This is a genomic window from Bradyrhizobium shewense (assembly GCF_900094605.1).
Classification (GTDB): Bacteria; Pseudomonadota; Alphaproteobacteria; order Rhizobiales; family Xanthobacteraceae; genus Bradyrhizobium; species Bradyrhizobium shewense.
Window position 1 is genome coordinate 193,735 of record NZ_FMAI01000007.1, and the last position, 11,819, is coordinate 205,553.

The 11,819-nt window shown below is 63.7% G+C and carries 13 protein-coding genes and 1 pseudogene; 2 read left to right on the forward strand and 12 right to left on the reverse strand.

Features of this window, described 5'->3' with window-relative positions:
- Nucleotides 1–147 precede the first annotated feature (147 nt).
- Nucleotides 148–1,761 carry an OprO/OprP family phosphate-selective porin gene (locus GA0061098_RS15880; protein ID WP_091957416.1) on the forward strand — a complete coding sequence of 538 codons (1,614 nt, stop codon included), beginning with the start codon at nucleotides 148–150 and terminating at the stop codon, nucleotides 1,759–1,761.
- A gap of 40 nt (nucleotides 1,762–1,801) precedes the next feature.
- Here GA0061098_RS15880 and GA0061098_RS15885 read toward each other — a convergent pair whose 3' ends face one another.
- Nucleotides 1,802–2,179: a winged helix-turn-helix transcriptional regulator gene (locus tag GA0061098_RS15885; protein ID WP_091957418.1), complete on the reverse strand. Its 378-nt coding sequence runs from the start codon at nucleotides 2,177–2,179 to the stop codon at nucleotides 1,802–1,804.
- Nucleotides 2,180–2,314: 135 nt separating this feature from the next.
- Here GA0061098_RS15885 and GA0061098_RS15890 point away from each other — a divergent pair, with 135 nt between their 5' ends.
- Complete coding sequence (locus tag GA0061098_RS15890) at nucleotides 2,315–3,328, forward strand: zinc-binding alcohol dehydrogenase family protein (protein WP_091957421.1); 1,014 nt, start codon at nucleotides 2,315–2,317, stop codon at nucleotides 3,326–3,328.
- A 112-nt stretch (nucleotides 3,329–3,440) separates the two neighbouring features.
- On the opposite strand, the gene GA0061098_RS15895 is transcribed toward GA0061098_RS15890, so the two are convergent.
- The 11 genes and pseudogenes from GA0061098_RS15895 to rpmD form a co-directional block, all read right to left on the reverse strand.
- Complete coding sequence (locus GA0061098_RS15895; RefSeq protein ID WP_091957424.1) at nucleotides 3,441–3,737, reverse strand: DUF1330 domain-containing protein; 297 nt, start codon at nucleotides 3,735–3,737, stop codon at nucleotides 3,441–3,443.
- A gap of 7 nt (nucleotides 3,738–3,744) precedes the next feature.
- Nucleotides 3,745–4,523 (reverse strand): annotated as a pseudogene (locus GA0061098_RS15900) (SDR family NAD(P)-dependent oxidoreductase).
- 204 nt (nucleotides 4,524–4,727) lie between these two features.
- Nucleotides 4,728–5,144, reverse strand: coding sequence for a 50S ribosomal protein L17 (gene rplQ, locus GA0061098_RS15905; RefSeq protein WP_018322277.1), 417 nt, complete (start codon nucleotides 5,142–5,144; stop codon nucleotides 4,728–4,730).
- 155 nt (nucleotides 5,145–5,299) lie between these two features.
- Nucleotides 5,300–6,331 (reverse strand): DNA-directed RNA polymerase subunit alpha, encoded by a 1,032-nt coding sequence (locus GA0061098_RS15910; protein ID WP_008136316.1) that lies wholly within the window; start codon nucleotides 6,329–6,331, stop codon nucleotides 5,300–5,302.
- A gap of 112 nt (nucleotides 6,332–6,443) precedes the next feature.
- Nucleotides 6,444–6,833 carry a 30S ribosomal protein S11 gene (gene rpsK, locus GA0061098_RS15915; RefSeq protein WP_007603045.1) on the reverse strand — a complete coding sequence of 130 codons (390 nt, stop codon included), beginning with the start codon at nucleotides 6,831–6,833 and terminating at the stop codon, nucleotides 6,444–6,446.
- A gap of 122 nt (nucleotides 6,834–6,955) precedes the next feature.
- Entirely contained in the window at nucleotides 6,956–7,324 is a 369-nt protein-coding gene (rpsM, locus tag GA0061098_RS15920; protein WP_008549231.1) for a 30S ribosomal protein S13, read from the reverse strand.
- Nucleotides 7,325–7,511: 187 nt separating this feature from the next.
- A complete protein-coding gene (locus GA0061098_RS15925; RefSeq protein ID WP_091957426.1) occupies nucleotides 7,512–8,414 on the reverse strand; it encodes an adenylate kinase in 903 nt (300 codons plus the stop codon).
- Complete coding sequence (locus tag GA0061098_RS15930; protein WP_091957428.1) at nucleotides 8,411–9,622, reverse strand: preprotein translocase subunit SecY; 1,212 nt, start codon at nucleotides 9,620–9,622, stop codon at nucleotides 8,411–8,413. Before GA0061098_RS15930 ends, GA0061098_RS15925 begins: the two co-directional genes overlap by 4 nt.
- Nucleotides 9,619–10,950, reverse strand: a complete 1,332-nt coding sequence (secY, locus tag GA0061098_RS15935) for a preprotein translocase subunit SecY (protein ID WP_028141002.1) — start codon at nucleotides 10,948–10,950, stop codon at nucleotides 9,619–9,621. The genes GA0061098_RS15930 and secY overlap by 4 nt, the downstream gene beginning before the upstream one ends.
- A 150-nt stretch (nucleotides 10,951–11,100) precedes the next feature.
- The gene (rplO, locus tag GA0061098_RS15940; RefSeq protein ID WP_028141003.1) at nucleotides 11,101–11,586 is read right to left on the reverse strand and encodes a 50S ribosomal protein L15; all 486 of its coding nucleotides are present in this window, start codon (nucleotides 11,584–11,586) and stop codon (nucleotides 11,101–11,103) included.
- Nucleotides 11,587–11,601: 15 nt separating this feature from the next.
- Nucleotides 11,602–11,796 carry a 50S ribosomal protein L30 gene (rpmD, locus tag GA0061098_RS15945; RefSeq protein ID WP_011088137.1) on the reverse strand — a complete coding sequence of 65 codons (195 nt, stop codon included), beginning with the start codon at nucleotides 11,794–11,796 and terminating at the stop codon, nucleotides 11,602–11,604.
- Between the last annotated feature and the right edge of the window lie 23 nt (nucleotides 11,797–11,819).

Genomic DNA, 11,819 nt, shown 5'->3' on the forward strand with positions numbered 1-11,819 from the left:
ATTGTGGAGCCGAGGGGATTCGGTTGCGGCGAATTTGCATCAGCAGAAACCCGCTTAACGGGGCGCAGCGTCGCGGGGCAGTCATCTATCATACCTAGGCTCTTCCGCCGGCGGCTTAGAAGTTTCGTCAAACGATGGAGTCATGACGTGAGCAGGATAAGGATTGCAGCCACGGCGATTGGCCTCGCCGGAGCGTTGGCGGCCTCGCAGGCCCAGGCCCAATCAGCAAGCAGCAGCGAGCAGGAGATCGCGCTGCTCAAGCAGCAGTTGAAGATGCTGGAGCAGAAGCTCGACAAGCTCCAGAGCCAGACCGCCGCGAACACGGCGGCCACGGCCAAAGCCAAAGCCGAAGCAAAGGCCGAAGCCAAAGCCGAAGCGCGCTCGGAGGCGAAGGCGGTGGTGGCCAATGCGAACGCGGCGATCCCCGTCAAGGGACCGGCGCCTGCGTCCGGCGTCGTCGTGACCATGCCGAACAACCGGCCGACCATCTGCACCGCCGACCAGGCCAATTGCGTCGCCATCACCAGCCGCCTGCACTGGGATGTCGGCGGCTATGACTATCGTCCGAACACGGCGGCGACCGTGCCGCAGAAGCTCGACAGCGGCCAGAACGTCCGCCGCGCGCGCATTGGCGTCACCGGCAAATTCTTCAACGACTGGAATTTCGCGCTGGTCTACGATTTTGGCGGCTCGTCCGACGGTTTTGGCGGCACGGCTCCTGGATCACTGCCGGGCGGCGGCGTCTCCGGCGTCGAAAACGCCTATCTCAGCTACACCGGCTTGAAGCCGTTCGGCGGCAAGATGGCGATCGAAGCCGGCATCATGGACCTGCCCTACACGCTCGATGAGGCCACGAGCTCCAACGACATCATGTTCATGGAGCGCGCCTCGGCCGGCATCATCGCCACCAATATCGCCGCCGGCGACTTCCGCTCCGCGGCCGGTACGCGCTGGTACAACGACCAGCTTTGGATCGGCGGCTATGTCACGGGACCGTCGACCGGCGCGATCCACTCGGCTTCAAGCGCGGCGCCGGCGGGCACGAGCGAGCAATACGGCGCTGTGGCGCGCATCGCCGGCAACCCGATCAGCGGCAAGGACTATTCGGTGCATATCGGCGCCGACGCCCAGTGGCTGATCCAGCCGCCGCGCAATCTCATCGCCAACACGCAAACCGTCACGCTCAGCGATCGTCCGGAATTGCGTCTCGATCCGACCACGCTGATCTCGACCGGCGCGATCGCCAATGCCTCGGGCGCGCAGGTCTACAGCGTCGAAGCCGCGGCAACCTACGGCCCGCTCATCGTTCAGGGCGAGTACTTCTGGTACAATGTCGACCGGACCGCCAACACCGGCGTGCCGCTGGTCGGCGCACCCAGCCTGAAATTCCAGGGTGGCTACGCGCAGGCCGGCTACGTGTTGACGGGCGAAGGCCGCAGCTACAACGCGGCGAACGCGGCCTATAGCGGGGTCAAGCCGGCGCATCCGTTCTCGCTCGAAGGCGGCGGCTGGGGTGCGTGGGAAATCGCGGGGCGCTTCTCGACGGTGGACCTCAACAATCAGTTGGGAACAGCGACCGGCATCGCCGGCGGCCGGCAGACCGTCTACACGCTGGCGCTCAACTGGTACGTCAACGGCAACGTCCGCTTCATGCTCGACTATCTGCACGGCACGGTGTCGAGGCAAGCCTCGCCGATCGCGACCGCAGATGTCGGCTCGAAGTTCGATGCGGTCGCGATGCGCACGCAGTTCGCGTTCTGAGGGGTATCTCTCCCGGGAGCGGCACGCCGCTCCCGGATCTCTAAGCCGCGCGCTTCGGCTTTTTCACGACCGTCGGCGGCGGCGCGCAGGACAGGCGCTGCTGGTGGCTCTCGCCCCAGGCCTTCAGGATATCGATCACCGGCTTGAGGCTCTCGCCGAGCTCGGAGAGGCAATATTCGACGCGCGGCGGTACCTCGGCATAGACCTTGCGGATGACGAGCTTGTCCTCCTCCAGCGCACGCAGCTGCTTTGTCAGCATGCGCTGGGTGATGCCGGGCATTCGGCGGCGCAATTCGCCGAAACGCTGGGTGCCGCTCTGCAGATGGTAGAGGATCACGCCCTTCCACTTACCGTCGATCAGGTCCAGCGTCGCCTCGACCGAGCAGCCCGGGCGCCGGGTAAAATCGCGCCGCTTCATGCGTGTTTTCCCAATAGTATCCAAACAGGGACTATATCCCCGAATTTACAGTACTTGCCAAATTGGAGCTAGCGCGACAGTTAGCAGGCTAGGCGCGCCCATGCCAAGCTGCGCCCCATCTGATGGAGACAAGCCATGAAGGCCGTCGGCTACAAGAAATCGCTTCCGATCGAGGATCAGGATGCGCTGATCGATTTCGAGACCGCAAAGCCCGAGCCCGCAGGGCGCGACATCCGCGTCGCCGTGAAGGCGATCTCGGCCAATCCGGTCGATTACAAGGTGCGCAAGCGCGCAGCGCCGCCCGAGGGCGAGACCAAGATCTTGGGCTACGACGCGGCCGGCGTGGTCGATGCCGTCGGGCCTAAGGTCACGCTGTTCAAGCCGGGTGACGAGGTGTTTTACGCCGGCTCGATCCTGCGCCAGGGCACCAACGCCGAATTCCACCTGGTCGACGAGCGCATCGTCGGCAACAAGCCGAAGAGCCTGTCGTTCGCGCAAGCCGCCGCCCTTCCCCTTACCTCCATCACCGCCTGGGAATTGCTGTTCGATCGGCTCGGCGCGGTGCCCGGCAAGAGCGTCGATCCGCGTACGCTCTTGATCACGGGCGGCGCCGGCGGCGTCGGCTCGATCCTGATCCAGCTCGCCCGCCGCCTCACCGGCCTCACGGTGCTTGCGACCGCGACGCGGCCGGACTCGCAAAAATGGTGCCTCGATCTCGGCGCACACGCCGTGATCGATCACGGCAAGCCGATGAAGGAGCAGATCGAGAAGCTCAAGCTGCCGCCGGTCGCGCTGGTGGCGAGCCTCACCTTCACCGACCAGCATTACAAGGCGATCGCCGAGTTCATGGCGCCGCAGGGCCGGTTCGGCCTGATCGACGATCCCCCGGAATTCACCATGAGCACGTTCAAGGGCAAGGCGATTTCGGTGCACTGGGAATCGATGTTCACGCGCTCCTCGTTCCAGACATCAGACATGATCGCGCAGCATCATTTGCTCAACGACGTCGCCGACCTCATCGACAAGGGCGTGCTGCGCACCACGCTCGACCAGACTTTTGGCACGATCAACGCCGCCAACCTCAAGCGCGCGCATGCGCTCTTGGAGAGCGGCAAGTCGCGCGGCAAGATCGTGCTGGAGGGGTGGTAGGCGAAAGCCTCGTAGGGTGGGCAAAGGCGCATTAGCGCCGTGCCCACCACTCACCTTTGACGCGCTCGATCAAAGTTGGTGGGCACGCTGCGCTTTGCCCACCCCACGGCAGCTATATTTCCGCCGCGCCCTCGACGAACAGCAGCCGCCGCTCCAGCGCGGTCTGCCGCAGCTTGAGCGCCTCGGCATATTCCGGCGAGGCGTACCATTCCTTCAACCGCGCCATCGACGCGAATTCGACGATGACGATGGCCTTCGCTGGAAGGTTGCCTTCGGCAAGCTCGGCCTTGCCGCCGCGGACGAGATAACGCCCGCCATGCTGCGCGATCGTCTCTGCGGCGAGCACACGATAGGCTTCGAACCCCTCGGGATCGCGCATCTCGACTTCGGAAATCACATAGGCTGTCATGCGCGGCTCAGGCGATGGTGTTGACGATGCCGCCCTCGGCCCGCAGCGCCGCACCGTTGGTCGCGGACGCCTCCTTCGACGCAACATAGACCACCATGTTGGCGATCTCGTCGACGCTGGCGAAGCGTTGCAGCAGCGAGCTCGGGCGATGCTGCTTGACGAAATTAGCCGCAGCCTCGTCGACCGACTGGCCGTTCTGCTTCGCGAGATCCTTCACAAAGGTCTCGACGCCCTCCGACATTGTCGGGCCCGGCAGCACGGAATTGACGGTGACGCCGGTGCCGCGGGTGAGCTGCGCCAGACCGAGAGCTGGGCCGTCTTGGTCATGCCGTAGTGGATCATCTCGACGGGAATGTTGAGCCCCGATTCCGATGAGATGAAGACGACGCGGCCCCAATTGCGCTTGAGCATGCCCTTCAGATAAGTGCGCGACAGCCGCACGCCGCTCATGACGTTGACTTCGAAGAAGCGGCTCCAGTCCTCGTCCGGAATCTCGAAGAAATCCTTGGGCTCGAAGATGCCGGCATTGTTGATGAGGATGTCGACCTCTGGCAGCGCCGCAACGAGCGCCTTGCAGCCCGCTGCGGTCGAGACGTCGGCAGCGATACCGCGCACCTTTGCGCCCGTCCCTTCCAGCTTGCGCACGGCCGCATCGACCTTGTCCTGGCCGCGCCCGTTGATCACGACACTCGCACCTGAGGCCGCGAGGCCTTTGGCGATGGCGTGGCCGATGCCGGCGGTCGAGCCGGTCACGAGGGCGGTCTTTCCGGAAAGGTCGATCTTCATGTCTCATCTCCATCGATGTCGGTGGAGATATCGGGCGCTCGACATGAGACCGCAATTGGCGCTCACTCAGGCGTGAGAAAGACATGGGCTCGTCGTCACGGCGAAAGCCGGGACGATACCGCAAGCACCGATAAGGTACCGGCGCCGGCCCAAAAAAAAAGCGGCGCCCGAAGGCGCCGCTCTCTGAATTCAATACCGATCGGCTTACGCCGCCTCGGCTTCCTTCTCCTGCACCGGACCGGAATCCTGGCCCTTGGCATCGACGTCGCGATCGACAAACTCGATCACGGCCATCGCGGCATTGTCGCCGTAGCGGAAGCCGGCCTTGATGATGCGGGTGTAGCCGCCCTGGCGATCCTTGTAGCGAGGCGCCAGCACGTCGAACAGCTTCTTGACCTGGTCCTTGTCGCGCATCTCGGAGATGGCCTGGCGGCGCATGGCCAGCCCGCCCTTCTTGCCGAGGGTGACGAGCTTCTCGACGATCGGACGCAATTCCTTCGCCTTCGGCAGCGTGGTGACGATCTGCTCGTGCTTGATCAGCGCGGCGCACATATTGGCGAACATCGCGCGGCGATGCTCGGCAGTGCGATTGAGCTTCCGATGAACCTTGCCGTGACGCATGTGACTATTCCTTACGTAAAAACTGCCGCGACGGTTCGTCGGACATGTTGCTCAGGTGGGCTGCCTGCGTTCGCCCGTTAGAAGCGAGTGGTGAGTAGCGAAATGGCGAATAGTCGTCTCACAACGCTATTCGCCACTCCCTATTCGCCATTCGCTCAGTAGTGATCCTCGAAGCGCTTGGCGAGCTCGTCGATGTTCTCCGGCGGCCAGCCCGGCACTTCCATGCCGAGATGCAGACCCATCTGGGCCAGCACTTCCTTGATCTCGTTCAGCGACTTGCGGCCGAAGTTCGGAGTGCGGAGCATTTCCGCTTCGCTCTTCTGCACGAGGTCGCCGATGTAGACGATGTTGTCGTTCTTCAAGCAGTTGGCCGAACGCACAGACAGCTCGAGCTCGTCCACCTTCTTGAGGAAGGCCGGGTTGAAGGCGAGGTCCGGGATGATCTCCTGGGCGACTTCCTTGCGCGGCTCTTCGAAGTTGACGAACACGTTGAGCTGATCCTGCAGGATGCGCGCGGCGTAAGCCACGGAGTCATCCGGCGAGATCGCGCCGTTGGTCTCGATCGTCATGGTCAGCTTGTCGTAGTCGAGGATCTGGCCCTCGCGGGTGTTCTCGACCTTGTAGGAAACCTTGCGGACCGGCGAGTACAGGCTGTCGACCGGGATCAGGCCGATAGGCGCGTCCTCGGGGCGGTTGCGCTCGGCGGGTACGTAGCCCTTGCCGGTGGCGACCGTGAACTCCATGCGGATCTCCGCGCCCTCGTCGAGGGTGCAGATCTGCAGATCGGGGTTCAGCACCACGACGTCGCCGACGGTCTGGATGTCGCCGGCGGTGACGACGCCCGGACCCTGCTTCTTCACGACCATGCGCTTGGGGCCTTCGCCCTGCATCTTGATCGAGATGTCCTTGATGTTGAGCACGATGTCGGTGACGTCCTCACGAACGCCAGCGATCGAGGAGAACTCGTGCAGCACGCCGTCGATGTGCACCGACTGCACCGCCGCGCCCTGGAGCGAGGAGAGCAGGATACGGCGCAGCGCGTTGCCGAGCGTCTGGCCGAAGCCGCGCTCGAGCGGCTCGGCGACGATGGTCGCGAAACGGTTCGAATCGCTGCCGGGCGTGACCTGGAGCTTGTTCGGTCGAATCAGTTCTTGCCAATTTTTCTGGATCGTCACTGTTTCACCCATACAGGCCAGTCAATTTGAGAGTTCAAATACTGGCGTTGGAGAAAGGCCGCAGATCATTCCCGCGGCTTCTTAGAAAAGTCATTGCGGGCGCCAATGCGCCCGCAACTCGGGATCAAACGCGCCGACGCTTGCGGGGACGGCAACCGTTGTGCGGGATCGTGGTCACGTCACGGATCGAGGTGACGGTGAAGCCCGCGGCCTGAAGCGCGCGGAGCGCCGACTCGCGGCCCGAACCGGGACCTGCGACTTCGACTTCCAGCGTGCGCATGCCGTGCTCCTGCGCCTTCTTGGACACGTCCTCGGCGGCAACCTGCGCGGCGTACGGGGTCGACTTGCGCGAGCCCTTGAAGCCCATCGTGCCGGCGGAAGACCAGGCAATCGTGTTGCCCTGCGCGTCGGTGATGGTGATGGTCGTGTTGTTGAACGACGAGTTCACGTGCGCGACGCCGGAGGCGATGTTCTTGCGCTCACGACGACGAACGCGGGTGGCTTCCTTGCCCATAGAGTACCTTTCCTGAAGATCTCAAACGCCGCCGTAATGCCAGCGGCTACACCTGTGGAACGAAAGGCGCGTGGCGAACGGGTCATCCCTGTTCGCCACACGCCGCGATTGGATTCGAAAACTTACTTCTTCTTGCCGGCGATGGCCTTGGCCGGACCCTTGCGCGTGCGCGCATTGGTGTGGGTGCGCTGGCCGCGCACCGGCAGGCCGCGACGATGACGCAGGCCGCGATAGCAGCCGAGGTCCATCAGACGCTTGATGTTGATGCCGACCTCACGACGCAGGTCGCCCTCGACGAGATAGTCGCGGTCGATCACTTCGCGGATCTGGAGCACTTCGGCGTCGCTCAGCTGATTGACGCGACGATCCACGGGGATCTTCACCTTCTCCAGGATCTCACCGGCGATCTTCTGACCGATGCCATGGATGTACTGGAGCGCGATCAGCACGCGCTTGTTGGTCGGGATGTTCACGCCGGCAATACGGGCCACGGCCTTCTCTCCTGTTGCCGATCCCTCGTCAGGAACCGGTCTTTAAGTGCTTGGTTTCTCGGGCAGGTGTTCACAAACGCGAACACGACGCCCACCCCTAGTCTTCCTGGGGCCCGGCATCGTTTGAAACTATCCGACTTGGATGCGGGGCTTATTAGGGGATTCCAGGGGCTTTCGTCAACCGCTGCTAGCGCTTAGCTCGCTTTTTCGTGACCTTTTTTGCGGCCTTCTTGGCACCCTTTTTGACAGCCTTCTTGGCGGTCTTTGGGGCTGCCTTTTTCGCCGCTTTCTTGACGGTCTTCCTGGCCGCCTTCTTGCCGGCTTTGTTGGCCGTCTTCTTGGGGCCCCTCACCGCCGTCTTGGCGGCCTTTTTGGCCGATTTGGCGGGTTTTTTGGTCGTTTTGGCCGGCTTTTTGGCTGTTTTCCTGGCTTTCTTGCTCGCCTTGGCCTTCTTGGCCGGGCCCGCCTTGGCTGCGCTTTTGGCGTGGGTCTTGGGCTCGACCGCCCCCAGCGCCAGGAGCTGGCGATGGATGGCGCGGGTGACCTCGTCGATGGCCATCATACCGTCGATGGTCGAAAGCTTGCGCCGCTCGGAATAGTAGTGAATCAGCGGTTCCGTCTGGTTGCGGTAGCTGGCTAACCGCTTGGTCAGGACCTCCGGCGTGTCGTCGAGTCGGACCTCCTCCCCGCGCTCACGCATCTGGGCGACGCGGGTCTCGACACGATTCAGCAGCGCGCTCTCGTTGACGCGAAGCTCGATCACGGCGTCGAGCTTGAGGTGCTTGTGCTTGAGCAGCTCGTCCAGCGCCTCGGCCTGCGGCACGGTGCGCGGGAAACCGTCGAGGATGAAACCGTTCTTGGCGTCCGGCTGGTCGATCCGATCGGAGATGATTCCGACCACGACCTCGTCGGGTACGAGACCACCGCTGGCCATGATCTCCTTGGCCTTCAGCCCGACCGGCGTACCGGCCGCAACCGCGGCACGCAGCATCTCGCCGGTCGAGAGTTGGACGATGCCATAGCGTTGCACCAGCAACTGCGCCTGGGTCCCCTTGCCCGACCCCGGCGGTCCCAGAAGTATAATTCTCATCGGCGTACGCCCCCCGGATTGGTGAGCGATACGTCGCGCACCTGTGCTTTGATATCAAGAGCGGTGCAAACCACAACCAGCGCCCCACCGCCATTGATCATCATACTATAAGGCAGCCCGATCCCGTAAAGCTCGAAGACCTCCGGAATCAACTGCAACACAGTCAGGTAGACGGCTCCGACGACTGTCGTCAATGACACGACGCGGTCGAGATAGTCGGCGGTCGCCTCGCCCGGCGCGACACCGGGAATCGCGCCGTCGCGCGCGGCCAGGGATTTGGCCGCGTGCTCGGGATCGACGACGTAGGCAGTGTAAATGAAGGCCAGCACGAACACGGCGATCGACACGAGGATGAGATGTGCCGGCTGCCCGAGCTGAAGATGCCGGTACGCCGCGGCGACCAGGGGATGATCGCCGCCAAGGATGAGGCCCGCAAGGGCGAGCGGCAGAAAGAAGATCCACGGCGCCGCGGTGACCGGAATCAGAAAGCCCGCGCTGTTGAGCTTGATCGGCAGCACAGCGTCGCGCGCCGGCAGTTGCCGCGCTCCAACGCTGAGCGCGCCGAATTCGACGCGCACATTTCGCCGCGCACCTTCGACGAGCACGATCACAGCGACGGTCACGATCCAGAACACGGCGTGGGCGAAGACGAGATTGCCCGAGATCGCTCCTCTCCGCACGAGTTCCACGATGGCGGCAGCGTCCCGCGGAATGGAGACGAGAATGCCGAGGCTCAAGATCAGCGCCAAGCCGTTGCCGATGCCGTAGCGGGTGATCTGTTCGCTCAGCCAAACCAGCACGAAGACGCCGCCGACCATGGAGGCCGTAGCCGTCACCACGAACCAGCCGCCGGGATTCTTGACCAGCCCTGGGATGGACGTCAGCGCGGTGGCGATGCCGTAGGCCTGAAAGGCAGCAAGAGCCAGCGTGAGTCCGAGCGTGGCACGGGCGATCCTGCGCCGGCCGCGCTCGCCTGACCGTTCGAGCGTATTCAGGCCGCGCCAGACCACGGACAGCAGCCGGATGAGGATCGCAGCGGTCAGATAGGGAATGAGGCCGAGCGCAAAGAGCGAGAGACGGGCGATCAGGTCCGACGTCGGCGAGAAGCTAGACGTGCTCACCCCCGGGACCGGGATCTGGGTGCCGAGCCTGAAGAGGAGCAGCGCGCCAATCGTGAAAGCGATCCGGCGCGCGAGCTCCCTGCTCATCTACGGCGGCCGCGGAGCTTCGACTTGCGGATCAGGCCTTCGTACTGATGCGCCAACAGATAACCCTGCACCTGTGCCACCGTGTCCATGGTGACGCTGACCACGATCAGCAGCGAGGTGCCGCCGAAGTAGAACGGCACCGAGGCGTAGGAGATCAGGATCTCCGGGATCAAGCAGACGATCGCCAGATAGACCGCGCCGAGCACGGTGATGCGCGAGAGCACGTAGTCGATGTATTCCGCGGTGCGCTCGCCGGGACGGATGCCCGGAATGAAGCCGCCGTGCTTCTTCAGATTGTCCGCGGTCTCGGTCGGGTTGAACACGATCGCGGTGTAGAAGAAGGCGAAGAACACGATCAGCGCCAGATACATGATCAGGAACAGCGGACGGCCATGGCCGAGCTGGGTCGTGATCCACTGGAACCATTCCGGCCCGCTGCCCGCGTTGAAGTTCGCCACCGTGGTCGGCAGCAGCAGCAGCGAGGACGCGAAGATCGGCGGGATCACGCCGGAGGTGTTGAGCTTGAGCGGCAGATGCGAGGACTGGCCCTCGAACATCTTGTTGCCGACCTGGCGCTTCGGATACTGGATCAGGAGGCGGCGCTGCGCGCGCTCCATGAACACGATGAAGGCGATCACGGCGACCGCCATGATGATCACGACCAGGATCAGGCCGGTCGACATCGCGCCCTGACGGCCGAGTTCGAGCATGTTGGCGAGCGCGGCGGGCAGCTCGGCGACGATGCCGGCGAGAATGATCAGCGAGATACCATTGCCGATGCCGCGCGAGGTGATCTGCTCGCCCAGCCACATCAGGAACATGGTGCCGCCGGTCAGCGTGATCGCCGTGGACAGGCGGAAGAACAGGCCAGGGTCGCTGACGACATTGCCGGCGCCCTCGAGGCCCACCGCGATGCCGTAGGACTGGAACGCGGCCAGGATCACCGTGAGGTAGCGGGTGTACTGATTCAGCAGCTTGCGGCCGGACTCGCCTTCCTTCTTCAGCGCCTCGAGTTGCGGCGAGACGGTGGTGAGGAGCTGGATTATGATCGAGGCCGAGATATACGGCATGATGTTCAAGGCGAAGATCGCCATGCGGTGGATGCCGCCGCCGGCGAACATGTTGAACATGCCGAGGATGCCGCCCGCCTGGGAGCGGAACACCTGCTCCCAGATATTGGGATCGATGCCGGGGAGCGGGATGTAGGTCCCGAGCCGATAAACGAGCAGCGCACCCAGGGTGAACCAGATGCGCTTCTTCAGTTCGTCAGCCTTGGCAAACGCACCGAAATTGAGATTGGCTGCCAGTTGTTCCGCTGCAGAGGCCATCTTGGACTTTCTCCCGCCGCCTGTTGCGCCGTCATGCCCGCGGCCGGGCTACATTATACCGGACACCGGACATTATCTGGGGCTCGGCTTCGATAAGTCCACGTCCCGCACGCGTAAAGGCCCGCGAGCCGCGGGCCAATGACGCAGTTGTTACGCCGCCTCGCCTTCTTCCTTGGCAGGGGCGAGGATCTTCACCGAGCCGCCGGCCTTCTCGACCGCGGCGATCGCGGTCTTGGTGGCGCCGTGGACTTCGATGTTGAGCTTGGACTTGAGCTCGCCGCGGCCGAGCAGCCGCAGGCCACCCTTAGGCCGGCGCAGCACGCCGCCCTTCACCAGGGCCTCGACGTTCACGACGCTGCCGGCGTCGATCTTCTTGGCATCGACCGCTTCCTGCAGCCGGTCGAGATTGATCTCGGCGAACTCGACGCGGAAGATGTTGTTGAAGCCGCGCTTGGGCAGACGGCGATGCATCGGCATCTGGCCGCCTTCGAAACCCTTGATGCGCACGCCCGAACGCGCGGTCTGGCCCTTGCCACCGCGGCCGGACTGCTTGCCCTTGCCCGAACCAATGCCACGGCCGACGCGCATACGCTTCTTGCGCGAGCCGGCGTTGTCGGCGATATCGCTGAGCTTCATCGCCCTTCTCCTTATTTACTTCTCGTCGACGATGCGAACGAGATGGTGAACCTTCTCGATCATGCCGCGGACCGCCGGAGTGTCCGGCAGTTCGCTGGTGCGGCCGATCTTGTTGAGCTTGAGCCCGATCAGCGTCGAGCGCTGCGAGTGATGGCGGCGGATCGCGCTGCCCGTCTGCTCGAGCTTGATCGTCTTTGCGGCCTTGGCCATGGGAGTCTACTCCGAAAGCTTCC